The sequence below is a fragment of the Oscillospiraceae bacterium CM genome (assembly GCA_022870705.1).
Taxonomy (GTDB): Bacteria; Bacillota; Clostridia; order Oscillospirales; family Oscillospiraceae; genus Sporobacter.
Genome location: CP072107.1, coordinates 1555256 through 1578584, shown reverse-complemented (window position 1 = coordinate 1578584; position 23329 = coordinate 1555256). Strand labels below are relative to the sequence as shown.

28 protein-coding genes are annotated in these 23329 nt (G+C 54.5%); 19 read left to right on the top strand and 9 right to left on the bottom strand.

Annotation, left to right across the window (positions count from 1 at the left end; all coding sequences use genetic code 11):
* Positions 1-36: 36 nt before the first annotated feature.
* The 4 genes from IZU99_07780 (at position 37) to IZU99_07765 (ending at position 3783) form a co-directional block, all read left to right on the top strand.
* Positions 37-231 (top strand): hypothetical protein, encoded by a 195-nt coding sequence (locus IZU99_07780; GenBank protein UOO37159.1) that lies wholly within the window; start codon positions 37-39, stop codon positions 229-231.
* A 126-nt stretch (positions 232-357) separates the two neighbouring features.
* A complete protein-coding gene (locus IZU99_07775) occupies positions 358-807 on the top strand; it encodes a CtsR family transcriptional regulator (GenBank protein ID UOO37158.1) in 450 nt (149 codons plus the stop codon).
* 25 nt (positions 808-832) lie between these two features.
* Positions 833-1303, top strand: a complete 471-nt coding sequence (locus tag IZU99_07770; GenBank protein UOO37157.1) for a UvrB/UvrC motif-containing protein — start codon at positions 833-835, stop codon at positions 1301-1303.
* Positions 1304-1305: 2 nt separating this feature from the next.
* On the top strand, positions 1306-3783 hold the full coding sequence (locus IZU99_07765) for an ATP-dependent Clp protease ATP-binding subunit (protein UOO37156.1): 2478 nt from the start codon (positions 1306-1308) through the stop codon (positions 3781-3783).
* Positions 3784-3838: 55 nt separating this feature from the next.
* On the opposite strand, the gene spoVAE is transcribed toward IZU99_07765, so the two are convergent.
* Complete coding sequence (spoVAE, locus tag IZU99_07760; GenBank protein ID UOO37155.1) at positions 3839-4207, bottom strand: stage V sporulation protein AE; 369 nt, start codon at positions 4205-4207, stop codon at positions 3839-3841.
* A gap of 16 nt (positions 4208-4223) precedes the next feature.
* Positions 4224-5240 (bottom strand): stage V sporulation protein AD, encoded by a 1017-nt coding sequence (gene spoVAD / locus IZU99_07755; protein UOO37154.1) that lies wholly within the window; start codon positions 5238-5240, stop codon positions 4224-4226.
* A gap of 132 nt (positions 5241-5372) precedes the next feature.
* Here spoVAD and galE point away from each other — a divergent pair, with 132 nt between their 5' ends.
* Both galE and IZU99_07745 read left to right on the top strand, forming a co-directional pair.
* On the top strand, positions 5373-6389 hold the full coding sequence (galE, locus tag IZU99_07750) for a UDP-glucose 4-epimerase GalE (GenBank protein ID UOO37153.1): 1017 nt from the start codon (positions 5373-5375) through the stop codon (positions 6387-6389).
* 68 nt (positions 6390-6457) lie between these two features.
* Positions 6458-7234 (top strand): PhzF family phenazine biosynthesis protein, encoded by a 777-nt coding sequence (locus IZU99_07745; protein UOO38789.1) that lies wholly within the window; start codon positions 6458-6460, stop codon positions 7232-7234.
* A 265-nt stretch (positions 7235-7499) separates the two neighbouring features.
* Here the strand turns inward: IZU99_07745 and IZU99_07740 are convergent, their stop codons facing one another.
* The 6 genes from IZU99_07740 to IZU99_07715 all read right to left on the bottom strand — a co-directional run bounded on the left by IZU99_07740 (position 7500) and on the right by IZU99_07715 (position 12605).
* Entirely contained in the window at positions 7500-8345 is an 846-nt protein-coding gene (locus IZU99_07740; GenBank protein ID UOO37152.1) for a DegV family protein, read from the bottom strand.
* A 104-nt stretch (positions 8346-8449) separates the two neighbouring features.
* Positions 8450-8713: a 50S ribosomal protein L27 gene (gene rpmA / locus IZU99_07735; protein ID UOO37151.1), complete on the bottom strand. Its 264-nt coding sequence runs from the start codon at positions 8711-8713 to the stop codon at positions 8450-8452.
* Between the two features lie 40 nt (positions 8714-8753).
* Positions 8754-9065, bottom strand: coding sequence for a 50S ribosomal protein L21 (rplU, locus tag IZU99_07730; GenBank protein UOO37150.1), 312 nt, complete (start codon positions 9063-9065; stop codon positions 8754-8756).
* A gap of 154 nt (positions 9066-9219) precedes the next feature.
* Positions 9220-10005 carry an SDR family NAD(P)-dependent oxidoreductase gene (locus IZU99_07725; protein ID UOO37149.1) on the bottom strand — a complete coding sequence of 262 codons (786 nt, stop codon included), beginning with the start codon at positions 10003-10005 and terminating at the stop codon, positions 9220-9222.
* A gap of 1 nt (position 10006) precedes the next feature.
* The gene (locus IZU99_07720; protein ID UOO38788.1) at positions 10007-11176 is read right to left on the bottom strand and encodes an aminotransferase class I/II-fold pyridoxal phosphate-dependent enzyme; all 1170 of its coding nucleotides are present in this window, start codon (positions 11174-11176) and stop codon (positions 10007-10009) included.
* A gap of 232 nt (positions 11177-11408) precedes the next feature.
* The gene (locus tag IZU99_07715) at positions 11409-12605 is read right to left on the bottom strand and encodes an acetate kinase (GenBank protein UOO37148.1); all 1197 of its coding nucleotides are present in this window, start codon (positions 12603-12605) and stop codon (positions 11409-11411) included.
* Between the two features lie 114 nt (positions 12606-12719).
* Between IZU99_07715 and IZU99_07710 the strand changes: the two genes are divergently transcribed.
* Positions 12720-13931: a nucleotidyltransferase family protein gene (locus IZU99_07710; protein ID UOO37147.1), complete on the top strand. Its 1212-nt coding sequence runs from the start codon at positions 12720-12722 to the stop codon at positions 13929-13931.
* A 238-nt stretch (positions 13932-14169) separates the two neighbouring features.
* Here the strand turns inward: IZU99_07710 and spoIVB are convergent, their stop codons facing one another.
* Positions 14170-15213, bottom strand: coding sequence for a SpoIVB peptidase (gene spoIVB, locus IZU99_07705; protein UOO37146.1), 1044 nt, complete (start codon positions 15211-15213; stop codon positions 14170-14172).
* A 266-nt stretch (positions 15214-15479) separates the two neighbouring features.
* Here spoIVB and IZU99_07700 point away from each other — a divergent pair, with 266 nt between their 5' ends.
* The 12 genes from IZU99_07700 (at position 15480) to IZU99_07645 (ending at position 23306) form a co-directional block, all read left to right on the top strand.
* Positions 15480-16436, top strand: a complete 957-nt coding sequence (locus IZU99_07700; protein ID UOO37145.1) for a M14 family metallocarboxypeptidase — start codon at positions 15480-15482, stop codon at positions 16434-16436.
* Between the two features lie 118 nt (positions 16437-16554).
* A complete protein-coding gene (locus tag IZU99_07695) occupies positions 16555-16815 on the top strand; it encodes a helix-turn-helix transcriptional regulator (protein ID UOO38787.1) in 261 nt (86 codons plus the stop codon).
* A gap of 121 nt (positions 16816-16936) precedes the next feature.
* On the top strand, positions 16937-17725 hold the full coding sequence (gene spo0A / locus IZU99_07690; protein ID UOO37144.1) for a sporulation transcription factor Spo0A: 789 nt from the start codon (positions 16937-16939) through the stop codon (positions 17723-17725).
* Between the two features lie 217 nt (positions 17726-17942).
* A complete protein-coding gene (spoIIIAA, locus tag IZU99_07685) occupies positions 17943-18875 on the top strand; it encodes a stage III sporulation protein AA (GenBank protein ID UOO37143.1) in 933 nt (310 codons plus the stop codon).
* Positions 18872-19387 carry a stage III sporulation protein AB gene (locus IZU99_07680; protein UOO37142.1) on the top strand — a complete coding sequence of 172 codons (516 nt, stop codon included), beginning with the start codon at positions 18872-18874 and terminating at the stop codon, positions 19385-19387. The genes spoIIIAA and IZU99_07680 overlap by 4 nt, the downstream gene beginning before the upstream one ends.
* Before the next feature lie 15 nt (positions 19388-19402).
* Complete coding sequence (gene spoIIIAC / locus IZU99_07675; protein UOO37141.1) at positions 19403-19597, top strand: stage III sporulation protein AC; 195 nt, start codon at positions 19403-19405, stop codon at positions 19595-19597.
* 2 nt (positions 19598-19599) lie between these two features.
* Positions 19600-19986, top strand: coding sequence for a stage III sporulation protein AD (locus IZU99_07670; protein ID UOO37140.1), 387 nt, complete (start codon positions 19600-19602; stop codon positions 19984-19986).
* Between the two features lie 24 nt (positions 19987-20010).
* Entirely contained in the window at positions 20011-21150 is a 1140-nt protein-coding gene (locus IZU99_07665; protein UOO37139.1) for a stage III sporulation protein AE, read from the top strand.
* Position 21151: 1 nt separating this feature from the next.
* A complete protein-coding gene (locus IZU99_07660) occupies positions 21152-21649 on the top strand; it encodes a hypothetical protein (GenBank protein ID UOO37138.1) in 498 nt (165 codons plus the stop codon).
* Positions 21639-22187 (top strand): stage III sporulation protein AG, encoded by a 549-nt coding sequence (locus IZU99_07655; protein ID UOO37137.1) that lies wholly within the window; start codon positions 21639-21641, stop codon positions 22185-22187. Before IZU99_07660 ends, IZU99_07655 begins: the two co-directional genes overlap by 11 nt.
* A gap of 13 nt (positions 22188-22200) precedes the next feature.
* Complete coding sequence (locus tag IZU99_07650) at positions 22201-22761, top strand: SpoIIIAH-like family protein (protein ID UOO37136.1); 561 nt, start codon at positions 22201-22203, stop codon at positions 22759-22761.
* Positions 22762-22928: 167 nt separating this feature from the next.
* Complete coding sequence (locus IZU99_07645; GenBank protein ID UOO37135.1) at positions 22929-23306, top strand: Asp23/Gls24 family envelope stress response protein; 378 nt, start codon at positions 22929-22931, stop codon at positions 23304-23306.
* The last annotated feature ends 23 nt before the right edge of the window (positions 23307-23329 follow it).

Sequence of the window (23329 nt, the reverse complement as noted above, 5' to 3'; positions counted from 1 at the left end):
ACTAAATATAACATCGGGAAGCAGGAAGAAAAAGCCATGCAGCTAGAGGCGTATGATATATTTAGGGGCGACTGCCCCGGTCAAAATGGCGGCCCGAAAAGCCGCGAGCACACAATGCGTGCCATGTCGCACCGGGCGGTCGAGCCGACGTCTATTAAAAGCGGCTTGGCAACGGCGCAAAGCAGCGCTATTACGCCGAAGGCCGCGAAATCAAAAGAACAAGTGAGATAGATTCGAAAATAAAGGATTATTGGTGCAATGACGGGTGAAAAACCCATTGCCAAGCGTGATCAACCGGTGTAAAATAACATAAAAGGTCAAAGATAGTCAAAGTCAAAATGAAGGTGGTGATGCGCGATGGGCATGAGTGATGTGATTGCCGGTTTTATTGTCAACGCGCTCAACGATGCCGACGGCTGCGCCGAGTTGCAGCGCGCCGAGCTGGCAAACCGTTTCAAATGCGTTCCCAGTCAGATTAACTATGTGATTTCGACACGGTTTTCACCCGAGCACGGGTATATTGTGGAGAGCAGGCGGGGCGGCGGCGGGTTCATCCGAATCACGCGCGTCGAGATGGAGCCGGAGCGGCTCATCATGCACACGGTTAACGCCATTGGTGAAGCCGTCAGCCATAGTTCCGCCGAGGCATTAACGAAAAATCTATTAAACAGCGGTGCCATTGATCACAAGCAGGCGCGCATGATTCTCGCGGCCGTCGGCTGCTGTGCGCTGCGCCCCATACCGGCCCCGCTTCGGGATATCGTCAGGGCGAGTATCTTTAAACAAATGCTGATTAATGTCATATAGGCGAGACAAAGAAAGGAGCACAGCTATGAAGTGCCAAAACTGCGGCAATGAGGAAGTCAACTTCCATTATACATCAAATATCAACGGAAATATCACCGAAAAGCACCTGTGTGCCGACTGCGCCGAGAAGCTCGGCCTGACGCAGACGTCCGACATAAAGCCAAAAGGTTCTCTGGCCGAGCTCTTTACCGGTGTTTTCGGCGGGTTGCCGGATGAGGCGCCCGTTCGTTATAACGTCTTTTTCCCGACGTTCGTCATTCCGGCGATGGGCCTCTTGCTCCGCCCGAAGACAGAAACGGCGGTGCCGGGCGTGGCGGATGAGCCTGCCGCTGAAAATGCGCCTGAAATCGACGAGGAAATGAAAAAGCGCCGTGAGCTCAACATCCTGCGCGAGCAGCTGCACAATGCGGTTGAGGCCGAAGACTTTGAGAAGGCAGCCGCGCTGCGTGATACAATTAAACAGCTTGAAAATAGTGAAAACGGACAGGGGGGTTAGATATGAGATATGAAGAGAGATTTACCGAGCGGGCCAAAAGCGTTTTGGAATTGGCGCAGGCTGCAGCCGCAGAGCTTGGGCATGGATATGTCGGCAGCGAGCACGTCCTTTTAGGCCTCGCGCGCGAGGGCGGCGGCGTTGCCGCCAAGGTACTGCGGGAGTCTGGGCTTGAAAGCCGTCTCATTTTAGACCTCATTGAGAAGAATATCGGTCGAGGCGGGCAGGGGGACATGCCCCCCCAAGGCCTCACGCCGCGTGCTAAGCGCGTCATCGAACTGGCCGTTACAGAGGCCAACAGGCTCGGGCACAACTATATCGGGACGGAGCATTTGCTGCTTGGTATTCTGCGCGAATATGACAGTGTTGCGGCGCGGCTGATTCTCTCAACAGGCGTTGACCTCAACAAGATGTATACGGAAATTATCAATATTTTCGGCAGCACCGAATATAAGCCGCGGCAGACGGCCCCTGTTGGCAAGACGAAGAAGACCGAGACGAAAACACTGGATCAGTTTTCACGCGATTTGACAGAGATGGCGCGCAGCGGCGCACTAGACCCCGTCATCGGGCGCGACAATGAAATCCAGCGCGTCATTCAGATACTCTCCCGGCGCACGAAAAACAACCCTGTTTTAATCGGCGAGCCGGGCGTCGGCAAGACGGCCATCGCCGAAGGTCTCGCGCAGCGCGTTATCGCCGGGGACGTGCCGGAAATGCTGCAGGACAAGCGCGTCGTGTCCCTAGACCTCACCGGCATGGTTGCTGGAACAAAGTACAGAGGCGATTTTGAAGAGCGCATCAAGGCTGCCATTGACGAGGTGATCAAAGCGGGAGACGTCATCTTGTTTGTCGATGAACTGCACACAATCATCGGCGCAGGCGCCGCCGAGGGCGCAATTGACGCCGCCAATATCATCAAACCGGCGCTCGGCCGCGGCGAGATTCAGGTTATCGGTGCGACGACGCTCAATGAATACAGAAAACATGTGGAGAAGGACGCAGCGCTTGAAAGACGCTTCCAGCCCGTAACGGTTAATGAGCCGACGCAGGAGGAGTCGATTCAGATCCTCACCGGCCTGCGTGATAAGTATGAAGCCCATCATAAGCTGAAGATCACCGACGAGGCTATCGAAGCCGCCGTCAAGATGTCCAGCCGGTATATTAACGATCGTTATCTCCCCGATAAGGCCATTGACCTCATTGATGAGGCCTCCTCGCGCGTGCGGATGCAGAACCTCAAGCTCCCGCCGGATATCAAGGAGCTGGAAATCAAACGCGAAGCGCTTGGGGCGGAAAAGGAAGCCGCCGTCAAAAGTCAGGACTTTGAGCGTGCCGCCGCCCTGCGCGACAGGGAACACCAGCTCGACACGGAACTGGAGCAAGTCCGCAAGAATTGGGAGAGCCTGCGCAGCGGCGATCGCAAAAGCGTCGGCCCGGAGGATATCGCCGCCGTTGTCTCCGGCTGGACGGGCATTCCCGTGATGAGCATCACGCAGGACGAGAGCGAGCGGCTTTTGAAGATGGAAGCGGTGCTCCACAAGCGCGTTGTGGGGCAGGAGGAGGCCGTTACGGCCGTTGCCAAGGCGCTGCGGCGCGGCAGGGTCGGGTTAAAAGACCCGAAGCGCCCGATCGGCTCTTTCCTGTTCCTTGGCCCGACGGGCGTCGGCAAGACGGAGCTTTCCAAGGCACTTGCCGAGGCGATGTTCGGTGATGAAAACGCCATGATGCGCGTTGATATGTCGGAATTCATGGAAAAGCATACAGTTTCCAAGCTCATCGGCTCGCCGCCGGGCTATGTCGGCTACGACGAGGGCGGCCAGCTGACGGAAAAGGTTCGGCGTCGTCCTTACGCCGTCATCCTCTTCGATGAGATCGAAAAAGCGCATGAGGATGTGTTTAATATCCTTCTCCAAATTATGGAGGACGGGATCCTGACCGACGCGCAGGGCCGCCGCGTGGACTTTAAAAACACCATCATCGTCATGACGTCAAACGTCGGCGCGCGCAACATCACCGATAAGCAGAAAAAGCTCGGCTTCGCCCCGGCTGGCGGCGACAGTGAGCTGACGAAATTTGAAAACATCAAAAGTGCCGTGATGGAGGAACTGCGGCGGACCTTCAAGCCGGAGTTCTTAAACCGCATTGACGAGACAATTGTTTTCCATCAGCTCTCTCGCGAGAACATCAAGGAGATCAGCGCCAAAATGCTCGCGACGGTTGTCAGCCGCATCAAGGCAATGGGCATTGTCATGACGGTGGACGAGTCGGCGCTTGACCTGCTCGCCGAACGCGGCTTTGACCCCGTCTACGGTGCGCGCCCGCTCCGCCGCGCGATTCAAAGCGCCGTGGAGGACGCCGCCGCCGAGAAAATCTTGGACGGCAGCATCAAGGAGGGCGACACGGTCACCGTGACGGCGCTCGACGGAAAAATTGAGCTCGTCCGGCAGGAAGAAAAATCGGCTGAAACCAGTAATGTCTAAAAAGGCCAGCGGCGCAGACAGCAGTCTGCGCCGCTTTTTTTGCGACCGCTGAAGCCTAGCTTTTGTCGCCGGGCTTGAAAATCAGGCCGAACAGATATCCAAAGAAGATGGCGGCGGCAATTCCGGCGGCCGCCGCCGTCAGGCCGCCGGTAAAAATGCCGAGAAAGCCCTTCTCGTCGACGGCCTTTTTAACGCCTTGTGCTAGAATGTTGCCGAAGCCGGTCAGTGGCACCGTCGCACCCGCACCGGCCCAGTCGACGAGCGGCCTGTATAGGCCAACAGCCCCCAGTAAGACACCGGCGACGACGTAGGACGTTAAAATTCGGGCGGGCGTCAGCTTTGTTTTATCAATGAGAATTTGACCGATGAGGCACAAAGCGCCGCCGACTAGAAAAGCCCTTAAATATTCCCAAAAAATCTGCATTTGTTTATTTCCTTTCCTATTTCGCCGTTGAAATCGACACGGCGCAGCAGATACAGGGGATGCTTTCACCCTGCATCGTTGACGTCGGTGATAAAAGCGCCCCAGTCGCGGCAAAGAGGATGTTTTTCCAGCGTCCCGCGCGCATCCCGTCCAGCAGATGCCCCGACAAAACAGACGCCGAGCAGCCGCAGCCGGAGCCGCCAGCGTGCACGTCCTGCGCGTCACGTGCATAAATCATCAGGCCGCAGTCGTTATAGTTAGGCATGATGTCGAGGCCGTCCTTTTTGAGAAGGTCTGTCAGAATATCGGCGCCGACAAGGCCGAGGTCGCCCGTGACGATCATATCGTAATAAGAAGGCTCAAGCGCCAAGTCCTTAAAATGGGCGGTCAGCGTATCATAGGCAGCCGGGGCCATCGCGGCGCCCATATTGTTGGCATCCTTAATGCCCTTATCAACGATTTTGCCGCACGTCACATGCTTGACATATGGGCCCGGCCCGCTCTCTGCAAGGATCACGGCCCCGGCCCCTGTGACGGTCCACTGTGCCGTCGGTGTGCGCTGCCCGCCATATTCCAGCGGGAAGCGGAACTGCCGCTCGGCGCTGCAGAAGTGCGACGATGTGACGGCTGCCGTCTTGTCGGCAAAGCCGCCGTCGATGGTCATCGCCGCCAGAGCAAGGCTCTCGGCCATTGTCGAGCACGCGCCGTACAGCCCGAAAAACGGGATGTTCATATCGCGCAGGGAAAACACCGAGCCGATGCACTGATTTAAAAGGTCCCCGGCAAAAATGTACTGAATGTCAGCGGGCGTGAGACCTGCTTTGGAAAGCGCCGTTTCCAGCGCTTTTTTCTGCATGGCGCTCTCGGATTTTTCCCATGTCTCTTCGCCGAATGTCGTGTCGTCGCTGACAACGTCAAAACTGTCTTTAAGTGGCCCTTCGCCCTCTTTCTTGCCGACGACGCTGGCGCTGGCAATGATGGATGGCGGGTTCGGGAAGCTGACGCTCTGCCCGCCTACATGCTTTTGACTCAAAAAATCACCTCAATCATTTGCTGCTTCTAGGATTGACCGATTTTTTGCAAATATGAAAGCCGACAAACAATATTGCCCGGGCGGTCAAACTGTGGTATACTGGCATATATTTCTAATATCGGAGGCGTCACCTTGAAAATTCTTTTAACGGGCGGAACCGGTTATATCGGCTCGCATACGGCCGTCGAGCTCTTAAAGGCCGGGCACGACGTCGTCATCGCTGATAATTTTTCAAACAGCGCACCGGCCGCAGTGGGCAGAATCGAGCGTCTCGGCGGCAAAAGAATATCCGTTTATGGCATTGATGTCGCTGATAAGGCAGCGCTTAAAACGATTTTTCAAAACCACCGATTTGACGGCGTGATTCACTTTGCGGGCCTCAAGGCCGTCGGCGAATCGGTCAAAGTGCCGCTTCTTTATTACCGGAATAATATCGATTGCACCCTGTCGCTCCTTGAGACGATGGCAGACTTTGGTGTCGAGCACATCATCTTCAGCTCGTCGGCAACAGTCTACGGCACGCCCCAAAGCCTGCCCCTCGTGGAGGACATGCCCACCGGCTCCTGCTCAAACCCCTATGGCTGGACGAAGCTCTTCATCGAGCAGATTATCAAAGACGCCGCTGCGGCGCGGCCATCCTTGTCGGCTGTCCTGCTGCGGTACTTTAACCCCGTCGGCGCGCACGAAAGCGGCCTCATCGGCGAAATGCCGAATGGGATACCAAATAATCTGATGCCGTACATATCGCAGGTCGCCGTCAGGAAGCTTGAGCGCCTTTCGGTATACGGCGATGATTATCCGACGCCGGACGGCACCGGCATGCGCGATTATATTCACGTCGTCGACCTTGCCAAGGGCCATGTCGCCGCGCTCGATTATTGCAGCGGCCACACGGGCGTTGAGGTCTTCAACCTTGGAACAGGGCAGGGCGTCTCGGTGCTTGACATCATCAGGGCGTTTGAAAAAGCGAGCGGTGTTACCATTCCGTATACCATCGCCCCCCGGCGCGAAGGGGACATAGCCGCCTGCTACGCCGACGCTTCAAAGGCCGAGCGACTCATGGGCTGGAAGGCATCACGCACGATTGATGACATGTGCCGTGACGCATGGAACTGGCAGAAGAATAACCCCAACGGGTATGATGATTAATAACAGGCCCGCCCGCAAGGCACTGCTCGCTCCCTGTTTTCTTACACAGTAGGAGGATGCATATGAACATACAGATGTATATAGTTGATGCCTTCACAGAAAAACTTTTTTCTGGTAATCAAGCAGCTGTCTGTGTTTTAAGCGCATGGTTGGAAGATGGAGTTCTTCAAAAGATTGCTGCTGAAAATAACTTATCGGAAACTGCTTTCATTGTGAAAAAGGGCGATCATTATGACCTTAGATGGTTTACGCCTAAGGTTGAAATTGATTTATGTGGTCATGCAACGCTCGCAAGTGCTTATATAATTCTTAATTATTTGGAAACTGACATCTCGTTAGTATCTTTTGAGACCATGAGCGGAATTTTGACTGTCCAAAAAGAAAAAGATGTCTATTGGATGAACTTCCCTGCAAGGAAGCCGGTTTTGATTTCTAAAACAAAAGAAATAACTGAGGCGTTTGGCATGGAGCCAATTGAGATTTACAAATCCAGAGATTTATTAGTGTTATTTGAAAGCGAAGCTAAAATTAGAGAGATAAAACCTGATTTTGGAAGGCTCTCACAAATAAAAGACTGTTTTGGATTTATCATAAGTTCCAAAGGGGATAAAGCTGACTTTGTATCAAGGTTTTTTGCACCCAATGCAGGCGTTCCGGAAGACCCTGCAACTGGATCTTCACATTGTACTCTCATACCGTTTTGGGCTGAAAGATTAGGAAAGTCCAATTTAAAAGCTTTGCAGTTATCCGAACGTGGGGGAGTATTGTTTTGTGAAGACCATGGAGAGAGAGTGATGATCGGAGGACATGCAAAGCTGTATCTTAAAGGAGAAATCAATCTGTGAATCAAAAGTGTACCTTAGAAAGATTCTTCGCTGCGCTCAGAATGACAATGTCCGCACGCTCCGGGTTGCCGCGCCCTCTCCGTAGGGGGCGATGCCCACATCGCCCCGTCAGCTTGACCATGCCTCTGCCATCCTCCGTAGGGGCGGATTCCATATCCGCCCGTTTATCATACCCCCTGTAGGGGCGGATTTCCATGCCCGCCCGCCTCTTCACAACACAACAAAAAGGGCGCTCACATCACTGTGAGCGCCTTAAAATATCCGCCTATTTTCTGTAATAGAGAATCCCCAGACAAACTGGCCCGCAGTGGTGCGAGATGGTACACCCGGCGATTGATTCAATGATCTCGTCAAAATTCTGCAGCGATTGGATTGTCTCCATCACACGTTCGATGACGGCGGGCTTAACGCCGGAGGCGTGCGTGATAAAAATGCGCCGCGTGTCAATGTCGTCACGGTCTTTTAGCCTGTCCGTTATGTATTGGAGGATGACTTTGTCAAAGTCGCCGCGGTACTTTCTGCCGACGGTCATTTTGCTGTCGTCAACCTCAATACAGGGCTTGAGCTTGAGTACGTTTGCGCCGAGCGCCGCGATACCGGAGCAGCGGCCGCCCCTGTATAGGTACTTCAGCGAGTCGATGACAAAGCTGGCGTCAACCGTCGGGACAAGGGCCTTGAGCTTTGAAACGATTTCCGATGCCGTGAGACCCGCTTTTGCCATCTCGGCGGCATCAAGGACGAGATGGCCGACACCGCTGGAGAGATTGCGCGAATCGACGACGAAAACGTTGTCAAAGTCGGATGCGGCAATCATGGCGTTCTGGCAGCAGGCCGAAAAGTCGCCGCCGAGGCTGACGTGGATAACAGCGTCGTAATCCTTCGAGAATACGGCGAATTTCTCACCAAAATCGGAGACGTTGACGGCCGACGTATGCGTGATGCCAGCGCCGCTTTCAACGTATTCAAAAATGTCCTCCGGTGTGATTTCCACACCGTCTAGAAATTCGCCGTCGCCTTTTATAATTGTGAGCGGAAAAATTGTGATGTCATGCCGCGCAATAAGCGCCGGCGTCAAATCGCACGTGCTGTCCGACGTGATTTTAATGCGCATATTTACCACCCCACGCGCATTATACGCCGACTGGTAAAAAGATGCAAGCCCCGCGCACACAGCAAAAAGCCGCCCCGTTTGGAGCGGCTTTTTAAATCAATATGTTACTGCGCGAGCTCTTCGTAGACCGAAACGCATTTACGGTCTTTGCCCAGATGCTCAAAGCTGACCTTACCGTCAACAAGCGCAAACAGCGTATCATCGCTGCCGCGGCCGACATTCGTGCCCGGATGGATATGTGTGCCGCGCTGGCGGACTAGGATGTTGCCCGCGAGGACAAACTGCCCGTCGGCGCGCTTGGGCCCAAGGCGCTTGGATTTGCTGTCACGGCCGTTCTTTGTTGAACCGACGCCCTTTTTATGTGCCATGATTTACACCTCCGATTTGTGTTTATATCGCGCAATCTCCTCAGACGGAGATTTTTTCAATCTGAACCTTTGTGTAGGACTGTCTGTGACCCTGCTTCCGGCGATACCCTTTTTTTGCGTGCATCTTGTACACGATGATTTTTTTGGACCTGCCGTTTTTAATAATGCTGCCCATAACGCTCGCTCCGGCCACCGTCGGTGCGCCGAATGACGAAACGCCTTCGCCGATGACGGCGAGCACCTTGTCAAACGTGACCTTGTCGTTGGCTTCCATCGGGAGCTTTTCGATGTAGATGACGTCGCCCTCGGTCACGCGGTACTGTTTGCCGCCTGTTTCAATCACTGCATGCATGCTCTTTTTTCACCTCATATTGTTGAGACTCGCTCTAGGGGCGGAAAACAGATGTTTTCGCTTCAAGCCCGTTCAAAGCGGCTTGTAAAGTTTATCATCCCGATTCACTCTTGTCAATACAAAAAGATGGCGTCGTTATTGCAAAATGGCTCGTTTATTTGACATACATCGCGCCGATGATTTTTTGCACAAAGGCTTCAGTGAACAGGCGCTTGAGAAAGAGCTGAATTTTTGATATAAAGCCGATGGCATAAAGAGGCTTGACGCGTTTTTTCAGTGCGATGGCACTGATAATGCTGCCGACCGTATCCGGGGACATGCCGTTACTTTCATCATGCTCCATCACGGCGACAGAGCGCGATATCATGCCGCCGTAGACATCGTCACCCACGTGGAATTTATGCCGGATGGGGTCGGTTTTTGTGTCGCCGGGCAAAACAGCCGTGACGCTGACGCCAAATTTTTTCACCTCGCCCGCGAGGGCGCTCGAGAAGGCAAGAACAGCCGTTTTCGAAGCCGAATAATACGCCTGAAAGGGAATCGGGAAGGGGGCGGCCATCGAGCTCGTACAGACGATGCGCCCGCGCCCGGCTTTTCTCATCAACGGCAGGACGGCACGCACGGCGTTGACCGTCCCAAAGAAATTGAGGTCAAAGAGCATTTTGATCTGCTCCGGTTCCGTAAACTCTATTGCACCGGAAAGAACGGTCCCCGCGTTGCACACGAGCACGTCGATACGACCTTCGCGTTCAAGGACCTGCTGGACGGCGGCATTGACGGACGCCGGGTCGGTCACGTCGCCCTGAAGGTGGACGACGCCGGGATTTTCAACCGCATGGCGGCTGATTTCATAAATTTTGCAGCCCTTTTCGGCAAAGCTTCTCGCCGTTGCGTAGCCGATACCGCGGCTGCCGCCCGTTACTATCACAACCTCGTTCATCTCAGCTCACCAAAACGTCTTTAAGGATGTCAAGTGCCTCGTCAAGAAGCGCTTCGGTGTGCGTCGCCATATAGCTCGTTCGCAAAAGGCATTCGTTTTGTGGTGTTGCAGGCGGCATAACCGGATTGACATAAACGCCCGCGTCGTAAAGAGCCTTTGCTTTGATGAGCGTGTTTGTCACCTCGTAGGTATAAATCGGGATAATCGGCGTTTGAGACATTTTAATTTCAATGCCGCGCGCCAGTAGACCGCGGCGCATATAGACAGACAGGTCGTTGAGGCGCTTGACAATCTCCGGGTGCTTTTTCAGGTGGCGCAGCGCCGCCAATGCCGTCGCGCAGTTGGCTGGCGGGATGGAGGCCGAGAAAATAAACGGCCGGGAATTGTGGCGCACGAAGTCGCACACCTTGTCGCTGGCCGCCATAAAGCCGCCGAGGCTGGCCAAAGATTTGCTGAACGTTGACATGATGATATCCACATCGTCCGTCAGCCCAAAGTAATCGGCGGTGCCGCGCCCGCCGTTTCCAAGAATGCCGAGACCGTGCGCATCATCAACCATAATCCGCGCGCCGTATTTTTTACCGAGGGCTACAATATCCGGCAGACGGGCGATGTCGCCGCCCATGCTGAAGACGCCGTCTGTCACAATCAGTTTGCCGGCCCCTTCCGGGATGCTCTGCAGCACGCGCTCAAGGTCCGCCATGTCGCTGTGCAGAAAACGAACCATTTTGCCGAAGCTGAGACGGCAGCCGTCATAAATACTCGCATGGTTTTCTCGGTCACAGACGACATAGTCACCGTGGCCGACGACGGCGCTGATGATGCCGAGATTGGATTGGAAGCCTGTTGAGAAGGTGACGGCCGATGCCTTGTTCACAAAAGCGGCCAGTTCATCTTCCAGTTCTAAATGCATTTCCAGCGTTCCGTTCAAAAAGCGTGAGCCGGAGCAGCCGGAGCCGTATTTTTCAAAAGCCGCGCGCCCGGCCTCAATGATCTCAGGGTGCGTCGTCAGCCCGAGATAGTTGTTGGAGCCGAGCATGATCCGGCGTTTGCCCTCCATAATAACCTCGACGTCCTGCCGCGATTCCAGCGCATGAAAATAAGGATAAATACCCTCTTTTTTCGCGTCGTCGGCAGCCGTAAAGGCATAGCATTTTTCAAAAATATCCATCATCTCATCGTCCGTTCCGCCGCTGTCGGCACAATTTATTAAAAGCGCAAATAACGCCTATAATCACCGCAGGCACAAGAGTTACCGGATGCTCGTTTCCCAAAAGATGCTAGGACTAGAATAGTCTGTCTGCCGAACGCTGTCAACCTCAAATTGCGCGATGCTAAACAGCACAAAAAAACGCGCCGGCGGTCCGACGAAGCGGACTTCCGGCGCGGTTTATTCCTTTTTATTACTCGACGATGGCTTTTGTGTCCCTGGCGATGACGAGCTCCTCATTCGTCGGGATAACAATAATCCGGACTGATGAGCCCTCGCCCGTGATATCGCGGGTCTGGCCTCTGAATTTGTTCTTCTCCTTGTCAAGACGGATGCCGAACCCTTCCAAGCCGTCCATCACAGCCTCCCGCGTCTCCGGCGAGTTTTCACCGAGACCGGCTGTGAAGACAATGGCGTCTGCGCCGCCGAGGGCGGCGATGTAGGAACCGATATATTTTTTGGCGCAGTAGTTGAAGTAATCAAGCGCCAGCTGTGCGCGGTCATTGCCCTCGGCCGCCGCCTCCTCAATGTCGCGGAAGTCGGAGGAGACACCGGAAATGCCGAGGACGCCCGACTCTTTGTTAAGCACCTCCATCGCCTGATGGATTGACAGCCCCTCATGGTTGTGCATGAATTCGACGATCGCCGGGTCAATGCTGCCGCTGCGTGTGCCCATCGGCAGACCTTCCAGCGGGGTGAGGCCCATCGTTGTGTCAATACACTTGCCGTCTTTCACGGCCGCCAGAGATGAGCCGTTGCCGAGGTGGCAGGTGATAATGCGCGAGCCTTCGACAGGGATGCCGAGAAACTCGATTGCCATCTGCGAGACGTAACGGTGCGACGTGCCGTGAAACCCGTAGCGGCGGACGCCGTATTTTTCATAATAAAAATATGGAATCGGATAAATGAAGGCATGCTTCGGCATCGTCTGATGAAAAGCCGTGTCGAACACGGCGACCTGCGGCACGCCAGGCATCGCTTTTTGGCAGGCCTTGATGCCCATCAGATTTGCCGGAATATGAAGAGGCCCCATCGGGATGTACTCCGTAATTGCGCGGATAACACCAGCATCAATCAGAACACTGCTCGAAAAACGCTGCCCGCCGTGCAGCACGCGGTGGCCGACGGCACCAATCTCATCAAGGCTTGAAATGACACCGTGTGCCGGGCTTGTCAGCATCTTGATAACGGCGGCGATGGCCTCGGCGTGAGTCGGCAATGCGATATCGGCTTTGTACTCAGGTTTATCGCCGACGAGCGGCGTGTGCTTCATACGGCCGTCGATACCGATGCGCTCGCACAGGCCTTTGGCGGCAACCATCTCGTTTTCCATATCGAACAGCTGATATTTCAGTGACGAGCTGCCGGCGTTAATGACTAATACGTTCATTTATGCAAACCCCTTGAAAATTAATATACATGCTTTACAATAATATCTGAAGATAAAAGGTGATGTATGATTTATGTTGTCATCTTGTAAAACCGATGAACGGAGGTTCATGCGTTGAAGATCGCCGGTATCATCAGTGAATATAACCCCATTCACAACGGTCACGTCCATCACATTGCGGAAACACGCCGCCTGCTCGGTGCCGATACAGCCATTGTCTGCGCGATGAGCGGTAATTTTGTACAGCGCGGTGAGCTGGCCGTGTTCAGCAAGCACGCGCGGGCCGAGGCCGCCGTTTTGTGTGGGGCAGACCTTGTTGTCGAGCTGCCGCTGCCGTCCGTTCTGTCGTCGGCAGCCCTGTTTGCGCTGGGCGGGGTTGCGCTGTTCAACGCGCTTGGCGTTATCACGCATTTGTCCTTCGGCAGCGAGGCGGGCGATGTGGCGCCGCTTGCCGAAGTCGCCGAAGGCCTTCTTCGGCCGGAAATGGACGGGCTGATTCAAAAGGAACTGACATCGGGCGTCTCTTATGCCGCGGCGCGGCAGCGGGCAGCAAACCGGCTTTTCGGGGACAAGGCGCGTCTTCTGGAAACGCCGAACAATATTCTCGGCATTGAATATATCAAAGCGCTTAAAACGCTTGGCGCGCCGATTGCGCCTGTCACAGTTCGCCGCCTTGGCGCCGCGCACGATTCACAGGGGAATGAATCAGCTTCCGCCCTAAGATGCCTGCTGCGAGCCGGAAAAGATATCTGGCCGCTCATACCGGATGAGGCCGGGCGTCTATACCGCGCGGAGATCGCGGCCCGCCGCGGCCCTGTATTTATGGCCGGCATCGAAACAGCGCTTTTGGCGCGCCTGAGGATGCTGAAGCCTGACGATTTTGCCGCTCTGCCCGATGCCTCGGAAGGGCTGGAGCACCGTCTGATGCGCGCCGCTTTGACGGCGCCGACGCTTGAAGCACTCTACAGCATGACAAAAACGAAGCGGTACGCCCTCTCGCGGCTGCGCCGGATGGTGATGTGCGCCGCGCTTGGACTGACGGCGTCTGAAAGCCGCGCCATGCCCTGCTTCGTGCGTGTGCTGGCGCTCAATAAAACGGGGATGGCCGTCTTGCATCACATCAAAGAAACGTCGAGCCTGCCGGTCATTACAAAGCCGGCTTCAGCGAGGGGTCTGAATGGTCCGGCGCTGTCGCTTTTTCGGAAGGAAGCCGCCGCCACGGACTTTTATGTGCTGGCCTGCCCGGGGGCCGAAAACAGAAGCGGCGGTCAGGAGTGGATGAGAAGCCCCCGCATTGTGGGCGCAATGAACCGGCTTCATCCCTAAAAAAAGCTTTCATGACAGTTCGGCTGTCACAAAAGCACCCTTGCCCGTTCGTTTTACCGAAACGTATTCTAACATATCTATCGTCATTTTCCAACGTTTTTACATGGCACAATGACGTGTTGTTTTTGTAAAATTATCTCCTGCAATTATTGTTTTTTTTATTTTTTGTACTTATTTGTTTAGATACCCTGAAATAGAAGAAGACCGGCGGCCTTTAAGCCCCCGGTCTTGTTCTGTTTTATGCCGCTTTTGACGGGGCGGCGCTTTTTGCGGTGCTCAGCATGTTTTCGATATCAATACCATAGCCTTTCGTCGGGTCGTTGACGAGCACATGCGTCACGGCGCCGATGAGCTTGCCGTCCTGCAGGATGGGGCTGCCGCTCATCCCCTGAACGATACCGCCCGTCTTCTCGATCAGGCGCTTGTCGGTCACGGTGATCATCATGGTGCGGCCGACTGCCTCGGTGCCGGTGTACACCCGTGTGATCTCGACATCATAGGATACGACGTCAGTTCCGGAGACGTTCGAGAGGATCTTGGCTGGACCCGTCTTGATTTCTGATGTTTTGGCAATCGGAACGGCCGTTTTTCCAGCAATCAGGTCTTCATTGTCCAGCGTTCCGAAAATGCCGCTTGTTGAATTTTTCATCAGCGTCCCGAGAACGCTTTCCGTATTAAATGTCCCGTGCAGCTGACCGGGCATACCGGCTTTGCCCAAGATAACGTCCGTCACGGACGAACGCATGATCTGCCCTGTACGCAGCGGGATGAGAACACCCGTCTCCGCATCGTTGACGGCGTGCCCAAGCGCGCCGAAGAGGTGCGTTTCAGGGTCATAGAACGTCAGTGTGCCAATACCGGCGATACCATCGCGCAGCCACAAGCCAAGCTCGCACGCGCCATCATTACTTTTATGCGGTGTCATTTTCAGCGACATCGTTTTGCCGCCGCGCAGAACCGTCATTGCAACAGGCGATCCGTCCAGCATTTTAATTGCCGCCTTCAGGTCGTCGTTGGACGAGACGTGCTGAGAACCAATTTGCGTGATAATATCCCCGACGGCCACACCCGCGTCGCGTGCCGGTGACGCTGTCACGCCGTCCGGCATCGTCTCGGGAACGCCGACAACCATAACACCGTCCGACGACAGTGAAATGCCGACTGCATTTCCCATTGGGATGAGTGCTTTCCCGGCCGCCAGCGTTCCGGGACAGGAAAACGCCAAAACCGTCAAAAGCAAGAAGCCGGAAAACAGCTTTTTATATAATTTAGTAATCCCCATGCATCAGCCTTCCTTCCGATGTGGAGAGCAAAAAAAATTGATCATTAAATTTCCCTCCTGAAATAATTTGAAGCGACAATTTTAATATGTCCGCTGCGTCACAAAAAAGAGATCGCCGTTCGTGACAATATCTATCTGTTTTGTCTTGGTAGGTTTTTGATTGAAAGCCCTCACGCTTTTTTTTCAACAAGCCATGTATGAATTCACATGAAATGTCATAATTTGATTCAAAATAAGCGATTGTTAAACAGATAGGAGTCATGTATATGAATGACCACGCAAAGGACGTTCAGCTGACACCTGCAAACATCCCCATGACAGCGCATCTTTTTGAAGAAACGGTGCGAGCCATTGCCGCCCGTTATCCAATTGTCAAAGTTCGTACCATTGGGTCAAGCGTGCTCGGACGACCACTGCTGCTCATAACGGTCGGTATCGGCGAACAGGCTGTCTTTTTCAACGCCGCGCACCACGCCAACGAATGGATTACAGCGCCGCTCGTTTTAAAATTTGTTGAAAACTATGCCGACGCCGTCGAAAAAAACGCATCGTTGTTTGACTGTGGCGCTCGTTTGCTGTACAGTAAAACAACGTTATATGTTGTGCCAATGGTTAACCCCGACGGGGTCGATCTCGTAACGGGCGCACTGACCGGGGCGCCGCTTGAAAAAGCCGCCGCGATAGCGGAAAAGTTTCCGGATGTGCCGTTTCCAGCTGGTTGGAAGGCAAATATAGAAGGCGTTGATCTAAACCTCCAGTATCCCGCCGGTTGGGAAAAGGCACGCGACATAAAATTTGAACGTGGCATCACAAGCCCCGCACCGCGGGACTATGTCGGGTCGCAGCCGCTTTCGGCCCCTGAAAGCTGCGCCCTTTACGATTTGACGCGGCAAAATGACTTCGCCCTCACGCTGTCTTACCACACGCAGGGAAAAGTGATCTATTGGAAGTATCTCGATTCTGCGCCAAAAAATGCATGGCAGCTTGCGCAAAAATTAAAAGATGTGAGCGGTTATGCGGTGGAAGACACGCCGTATAACGCCGGGTTTGCCGGTTATAAAGACTGGTTCGTATCGGCGTTTAACCGCCCCGGCTTTACCATTGAAGCCGGCATCGGCGTTTCACCGCTGGCCCTTTCGCAGTTTTCAGAGATGTATCAAGATAACGGCCGCTTGATGGCCGCCAGTCTTGAAGCTGCCGCAAAATGGGCAGAAAATCGTTAAACTTTTGGCTAAAATTCGACAGATTGCGACAAATGTATCATTTTTACAACCGATTTTTATGAAATATATCATAATTTTGAACAGAAGGAAAATAATTCATAATTTGGGAGGGCGATTCATGCCGAAACCCTGGGGTGAAAACGGTGAGAAGAATCTGATCGCATTACGTCTGAAGGAGCTCAGAGAGCGGAAAGGACTGTCACAGCGGGCTTTGGCAAACCAGCTGCAATTGCGCGGCGTGGACATGGACAAAAATGTTATCACACGCATTGAAACAAACAAACGATTTGTTTCTGATCTTGAACTCTGTGCTATTGCGGCAATTTTCAACGTTTCCTATGATTATTTGCTTGACGGTAGAGGAAATGGAAATAATTAGAATTATTTTCCAAATAGTGCTTGCAAACGAGGTCTGAATGTGCTAGATTGTTAGACAAGGCCGCAGATAAGCAGAAAAATTGCAAAGCCGTGATGAATTATCAGTGACGGAGGAGCTTACAATGGAAACAAAAACGCGCGTTCTGATTGCCGATACCGGAGAAGATTACAGACTTCTGTTCTCAGAGATCTTGATGAATGAAGGAGATTTTGAGGTTGTCGGCTGCACCGGAGACGGACTCACGGCATATTCCCTCGTGCTGTCGGAGAAGCCGGATGTTCTGGTAACGGACCTCATTTTATCGGGGCTTGACGGGTTATCCGTCCTCGAAAAACTCTCGGACGTGCCCGACGGGGACAAGCCTTCCGTCATCATTGTTTCGGGTTTTTCCAGCGAACACACGCTATCGGAGGCGTCAGCTCTTGGCGCATCCTATTTTTTGCAGAAGCCGTGTGACATCCCCGCGCTTTTATCACGCATCCGCATGGTGTCCGGTAAATCACGCGCTGCGCTCGCGCCTGTCAGCACCGCCGTCAAGCCAACACGGCCGGAGCAGAGCCTGGAGAGCCTCGTCACGGAAATCATTCATGAAATCGGCGTTCCGGCGCACATTAAGGGTTATCAGTATCTGCGCGAGGCCATTATCTTAACGATCAATGATATGGACGTTATCAATGCCGTCACAAAAGTTTTGTATCCGACCGTTGCCAAGCGCTTTGCCACAACGCCCAGCCGCGTCGAGCGCGCCATCCGTCACGCCATCGAGGTTGCTTGGGACAGGGGAGACCTCGAAACGCTCCAAAAATTCTTCGGCTACACGGTGTCCAACATCAAAGGCAAGCCCACAAACAGCGAATTTATCGCCATGATCGCCGACAGGCTCAGCCTTCAGCGGCGGGAAAGCAAATAAAACAATATCGCCGGGGCTGATGCCCCGGCTTTTCATTTTTTGATACAAAAGTCAAATCCTACATAAGGCCCCCTTCGGGGGCTTTTTTGCTGCCCCAAAATGAGCAGTGACAGTGTTTTCAGATAGCCTTTCGAGCAAATAACGAAACGGACGAGCATATTTCGGGACATGCCACAATAGACTGTGACAGAACGAAACGACAGTGGGGTGAAGCAAGATGGCCGACTTAACGGCGCAGGTGGCGCGGTATGACGGTGCTGTTCTGCTCCTGCCGATGATGCTGCGGGAGGCCGCGCGCCGGGTGGTGCGGGAAGACAGGGCTGTCGCCGAGGAGCTGCGGCTGCGCACCGGCCAGCCGCTATCCGTGCTGCTGCCGTCGGGTGAAGTGTCGCTCGGCGGTGCGCCGGTCACAAAGCGTGACCTTGACGGGCTTTTGGACATCGCGACCGGCGCGTCGGCCTACGCTGCGCGTGAGAGCGTCCGATCCGGGTATATCACGGTGCGCGGAGGTTACAGAATCGGCCTGTGCGGCACAGCAATCGTCCAGAGCGGTGAGGCGGCTGGGTTTAAAGCGCTGACGTCGGCGTCCGTTCGCATCGCGCGCGCCGTCGTCGGCATCGCTCGAAGCGTTGCGCCGCAGCTGACGGATGGCGGTATGCTGCGGTCAACGCTCATCCTCTCGCCGCCGGGCCGCGGGAAAACGACGCTCCTGCGCGATTTGGTGCGGCTGATCTCGTCGGGTGACGAGGCGCTTGGCATGAAGCCGCTGCGCGTAGCGCTGGCTGACGAGCGCAGCGAAGTTGCCGCCGTTTGCGACGGCGCGCCCCAGATGGACGTCGGGATGCTGACGGACGTTCTCGACGCCTGCCCAAAGGCCGAGGGCGTTATGATGCTGCTGCGGGCCATGAACCCGCAGGTCATCGCGCTCGACGAGATCACGGCCCCGGCTGACATTGAGGCCATTGAAAGCGCGGCGGGCTGCGGCGTACGGCTTCTTGCAACGGCGCATGCCGAGAGCCTCAATGACCTTGTAAAGCGGCCAATTTATAAGCGGCTACTGAGCGACGCGATTTTCGAAAAAGCCGTGCTGATCGGCAAGGAAAACGGGACGTGGACGTATACCGTCCGTGACTTGGAGGCGGGCGTATGATTCGATTTATGGGAGCTGTGCTTATCATGCTGGGAACGGCCGCCTGGGGCATATTGGGCGTCATAAAGCTCCGAAACCGCGTTAAGAGCCTCCGCGCGCTGACGGGTGCGCTCGGCGTTATGAAAAGCGAAATTTGCGACCATCTCACGCCAATTCCAGCGCTGCTGACACAGCTTGCCGCGGAGTGCACCGCCCCTGCCGCGCTTTTTTTTCAAAACGCGGCGGACCAAATCGGGCAGCTCGGCACAACGCCGTTTTCCGCCCTGTGGCGCCAGGCCGTTTTGGTAACACCGGAACTTTTGCTTACCCCGTCGGAAGCACTCGTCTTAACGGAGCTCGGCCTGTGCCTTGGGCGGTATGATATTGCCGAGCAGCGCAGCGCCATTCAGTACGCCCAGCGACGGCTTGAGGCATACGTCAAACAAGCGGAGGAAGAGCGCGACAGAAATTCAAAAGTTCGCGCTTTTCTCGGTGTCGCCGCCGGTCTCTTCGCAGTCGTCATCCTACTGTAAAATAAGAGGGGTCATATGAATGTCGAGTTAATTTTTAAAATTGCGGCTGTCGGAATACTGGTGGCTGTCTTAAACCTTTTGCTCACGAATTCCAAACGTGAGGAGCAGGCGTTGATGACGACGATTGCCGGGCTTGTTGTCGTCTTGCTTATCATTGTCCAGCAGATCAACGAGCTGTTTGACATGATAAAAAGGCTCTTTGGTTTTTAGCCATGGCGATTCTCATTAAGGTCGCTGCCATCGCTGTTGCGGGGACGGTGCTCGCGCTCGTCATCCGTAAAAACAGCCCGGAGCTGGCGCTGATGCTCACCGTCTCGCTGGCGCTTGTCGCTTTGTATCTCGCGTTTGACACGATCAAAAGCGTGACGGACTTCGTCCTGTCGCTGTCCGACATGGCGCTCGTCTCGCCGGCCGTTTTGTCAATTGTCTTCAAGGCTGTCGGCATTTCGATCATCACAAAGCTCTCGGCGGACGTCTGCCGTGATGCCGGTCAGTCGTCCGTCGCCTCCGGCGTTGAGCTGGCCGGCTCGTTTGCCGCTTTATACCTCGCGCTCCCGCTCTTTGAAACTGTTATAACCATGATCCAGTCGCTGGCCTGAATGGCCGTGCTGGCGGAGCTGCAAATGATAAAAAAACTGATCTTCTTCTTCTTGCTCATTGTTTTCACGATGCCGGCGGCGCTGGCCGCCGGGTCGTTATCAGACACGGACACATCGTCCAATGCCGTCACGGCTGCCGATATTCAGGAGAGCCAGGCCGACGCGCTCGGGACAGACAAGCTCGAAAACGCTCTGCCGGATGACGCCGGAAACGCGCTGGGAAATCTGAAGGTGACGGACAGCCTCGACCTCTCCGGCGGCTTTCAAAAGCTTTTAAAAAGCGCCTCCGACAACATAGGAGACGTCTTTACAGGCGCTTTGAAAAGCGCCGCCGTCATCGTTATCATCGCCATTCTCTGTTCCGTCGTCGCCGCGTCGTTTGACGGCGGCGCGAAATACGCCGTTTTGGCGGGCGTCCTTGCTATCGCGGCCGTCAGCGTATCAAGCATCAATGCGTTTATCGGGCTCGGCGGCAAAACGCTCGACGATCTGAATACCTTTTCAAAGCTGCTGCTGCCAACGCTGACGGCTGCTGCCACAGCGTCCGGTGCCGTCACCTCGGCTGTTGCCAAATACGCCGCTACGGCGCTTTTTATGGATATCTTAATGACCGTATCCAGAAGCGTTGTCATGCCCCTCATCTACGCCTTCACAGCAACAAGCATTGCCGAGGCCGCGTTGGGCGGCGACGCGCTCGCCGGGGCGTCAAGCCTTCTGAAATGGATGGCTAAAACGATCATGACAGTGACGATGCTCCTTTTTATTGCCTACCTGTCGCTGACGGGCGTCATCTCCGGGACGACGGATGCCGTGACGGCAAAGGCCGTCAAAACGACGATTTCAACCGTTCTCCCCGTCGTGGGAAGTATTATTTCTGACGCAGCCGACACCGTTTTAGCCGGGGCGTCAATTCTCCGCAACGCCGTCGGTGTTTTTGGCCTTTTGGCCGTTGCGGCGACGTGCCTGCTGCCGTTTTTGCGCCTCGGTGCCAATTACCTCCTGTATAAAGCTGCCGCCGGTTTGTCCGGGGCAATTGCAGACAGTCGTATTACAAAGCTCCTAAACGCCGTCAGCACGGCCTTCGGTATGATGCTGGGTCTCGTCGGCGCGTCGGCGCTCATGCTGTTTATTGCGATCATTTCGGTCATTAAGGTGGTGACGTGAGATGACGGAAGCGATTCGGACCTGGGTCATCGGCCTCGCGGGCGCGGCGCTCATCACCGCCGTTGCGATGACGGTGACGCCTGAGGGGAAGACGAAAAAAATTGTCTCGCTCATCTGCGGGCTCATGACGATTCTGGCGCTGATCCGCCCGCTCAAGGGTTTTGATTATGTCAGCTTTGCCAAAAATCTCGCATCGTATAAACAGGAAGCGTCGGCCTTCTCCGCCGACGTATCGGACGCCGATGAAAAACTGACAAGACGTATCATAGAGGAGAAATGCTGCGCATATATATTGGACAAAGCTGAGTCCCTCGGTATCACCGATCTCGACGTTACCGTCACTGCCGCGTGGGATGACGACGGTTATTGGTATCCGGCGCGCGCCGAGCTGTCAACAAACGCCGGTCTAGCGCTGCGCGCATCGCTGGAGAGCCGGATTGAATCGGACCTCGGTATCCCGCGGGAAAAGCTCGTTTGGAGTAACAGGAATGAAAAATAAAAACATGACGGCCCTGACAGAAAAGCTCTTAGCGCTCATTAAAAAAAACAAATTCGTCTTGCTTGTTTTGGCGGTCGGCCTTGTGCTGCTCCTTCTGCCGACGGGGCAATCGAATGCGAAGACTGATACGGGCGGGGCAAAAACGACAAATGATTTTTCGCTCGCCGCGCAGGAAGAGCGCATCGCCTCGGCGCTGTCAAAAATTGATGGGGCCGGCCGCGTCACGGTCGTTCTAACGCTCAAAAGCTCGTCGGAACAGGTGCTGGCACAGGACGAAGACACATCGTCAAAAAGCGGCGTTGGGAATGACGCCGAAACAACGACGGAAAAAAGCACAAAAACCGTCATCATCTCTACGGGCACGTCGAGCGAAAGCCCGGTGACGCTCAAGGTTATCTACCCTGAGTATCAGGGCGCGCTCATCGTCTGCCAGGGAGCAGACAACGCCGCCGTCAAATATCAGATCGTTTCGGCAGTGTCAGGGCTGACGGGTCTCGGCGCGGATAAAATCGTTGTCACGAAAATGAATAAATCTTGAGGAGGCAACTTGCGTGAAAACATTTAAAAGGAATGCGGTTATCATCACTGTGCTGCTGTTTGTCTGTGTCGCAGCTTACCTGAACTGGTCTTACAGCAATAACGCTGACAGTGAAACGGCCGCGACATCGGATGACGCCTCGAGCGCCCAGACGGGTGCTAACGCGGCGGCTGACCCATCGGACGCCGGGCTTTATTACTCAGCCGATTCGCAGGTAAACAAAGAGTATTTTGATACGGCCCGCCTGAACCGGGAGCAGGCCCGCTCCGCGGCGGCGGCGTCGCTGGCAACCGTCAGCAAGACGGACGGCGCTTCCAAAGAGATGATCGACGCGTCGCTCAAGGAAATTTCTCAAATCGCGTCCGACGCCCTCAAAGAAGCGCAGCTTGAAGACCTCATCAAAGCCAAGGGTTTTTCTGACTGCGTCGTATACATCTCCAATGACGGCGTGACTGTCACCGTCCCGGCGCCAACAGAGGGGCTCACGGTCTCGTCTGTTGCAAAAATCAGGGATATCGTCACCGCGCAGACAACCTACAAGGCGACCGACCTGAAAATAATTGAAGTAAAATAGCTTTATTTTCTATAGGAACTGTTGTATAATACCTGCATACGCAGGTATTATACTTTTTAAGTGTCCTTTTCCGCTCCGTTGAGCGGAAAGATGACACGATAGCGCATCCTGCCGGATGCCCTATCAACTGCATACGCAGGTATTATACTTTTACTGGGGTGACGGCCGTGGGCGAAAATAAGGAATACATCACTTATACCGAAGAGCGCGGCAGTATCAATATTTCCGAAGAGGTTGTGGCGACGATAGCGGGCGGCGCGGCGCTCGATGTTGACGGTGTGGCCGGTTTGTATTCGACACCCGGGCGTGACATTGCCGAACTTTTAGCGAAAAAGCATCTGTCCAAGGGCGTCAAACTCCGCGTGGAGGATAAAGCTGTCTATGCCGACGTTTATGTGATGGTGACGATGAACAGCGCCGTTAACGAAACGGGCATGGCTGTCCAGTCGGCCGTCGCGACGGCGATTGAATCGACGACAGGGCTCGCCGTTGCCAGCGTCAACGTCCATATCTGCGGCGTGACCTTCAAAAAAGAAAGCAAATAACAAAATAATGCAGACAGGCAAGG

What these genes read in the sequence shown, in the direction of transcription:
- IZU99_07780 (UOO37159.1), top strand. Translation starts at nt 37, where the DNA reads ATGCAGCTAGAGGCGTATGATATATTTAGGGGCGACTGCCCCGGTCAA.
- IZU99_07775 (UOO37158.1), top strand. Translation starts at nt 358, where the DNA reads ATGGGCATGAGTGATGTGATTGCCGGTTTTATTGTCAACGCGCTCAAC.
- IZU99_07770 (UOO37157.1), top strand. Translation starts at nt 833, where the DNA reads ATGAAGTGCCAAAACTGCGGCAATGAGGAAGTCAACTTCCATTATACA.
- IZU99_07765 (UOO37156.1), top strand. Translation starts at nt 1,306, where the DNA reads ATGAGATATGAAGAGAGATTTACCGAGCGGGCCAAAAGCGTTTTGGAA.
- spoVAE (UOO37155.1), bottom strand. Translation starts at nt 4,207, where the DNA reads ATGCAGATTTTTTGGGAATATTTAAGGGCTTTTCTAGTCGGCGGCGCT.
- IZU99_07740 (UOO37152.1), bottom strand. Translation starts at nt 8,345, where the DNA reads ATGCGCATTAAAATCACGTCGGACAGCACGTGCGATTTGACGCCGGCG.
- rpmA (UOO37151.1), bottom strand. Translation starts at nt 8,713, where the DNA reads ATGGCACATAAAAAGGGCGTCGGTTCAACAAAGAACGGCCGTGACAGC.
- rplU (UOO37150.1), bottom strand. Translation starts at nt 9,065, where the DNA reads ATGCATGCAGTGATTGAAACAGGCGGCAAACAGTACCGCGTGACCGAG.
- IZU99_07725 (UOO37149.1), bottom strand. Translation starts at nt 10,005, where the DNA reads ATGAACGAGGTTGTGATAGTAACGGGCGGCAGCCGCGGTATCGGCTAC.
- IZU99_07720 (UOO38788.1), bottom strand. Translation starts at nt 11,176, where the DNA reads ATGGATATTTTTGAAAAATGCTATGCCTTTACGGCTGCCGACGACGCG.
- IZU99_07715 (UOO37148.1), bottom strand. Translation starts at nt 12,605, where the DNA reads ATGAACGTATTAGTCATTAACGCCGGCAGCTCGTCACTGAAATATCAG.
- spoIVB (UOO37146.1), bottom strand. Translation starts at nt 15,213, where the DNA reads ATGGGGATTACTAAATTATATAAAAAGCTGTTTTCCGGCTTCTTGCTT.
- IZU99_07700 (UOO37145.1), top strand. Translation starts at nt 15,480, where the DNA reads ATGAATGACCACGCAAAGGACGTTCAGCTGACACCTGCAAACATCCCC.
- IZU99_07695 (UOO38787.1), top strand. Translation starts at nt 16,555, where the DNA reads ATGCCGAAACCCTGGGGTGAAAACGGTGAGAAGAATCTGATCGCATTA.
- spo0A (UOO37144.1), top strand. Translation starts at nt 16,937, where the DNA reads ATGGAAACAAAAACGCGCGTTCTGATTGCCGATACCGGAGAAGATTAC.
- spoIIIAA (UOO37143.1), top strand. Translation starts at nt 17,943, where the DNA reads ATGGCCGACTTAACGGCGCAGGTGGCGCGGTATGACGGTGCTGTTCTG.
- IZU99_07680 (UOO37142.1), top strand. Translation starts at nt 18,872, where the DNA reads ATGATTCGATTTATGGGAGCTGTGCTTATCATGCTGGGAACGGCCGCC.
- spoIIIAC (UOO37141.1), top strand. Translation starts at nt 19,403, where the DNA reads ATGAATGTCGAGTTAATTTTTAAAATTGCGGCTGTCGGAATACTGGTG.
- IZU99_07670 (UOO37140.1), top strand. Translation starts at nt 19,600, where the DNA reads ATGGCGATTCTCATTAAGGTCGCTGCCATCGCTGTTGCGGGGACGGTG.
- IZU99_07665 (UOO37139.1), top strand. Translation starts at nt 20,011, where the DNA reads ATGATAAAAAAACTGATCTTCTTCTTCTTGCTCATTGTTTTCACGATG.
- IZU99_07660 (UOO37138.1), top strand. Translation starts at nt 21,152, where the DNA reads ATGACGGAAGCGATTCGGACCTGGGTCATCGGCCTCGCGGGCGCGGCG.
- IZU99_07655 (UOO37137.1), top strand. Translation starts at nt 21,639, where the DNA reads ATGAAAAATAAAAACATGACGGCCCTGACAGAAAAGCTCTTAGCGCTC.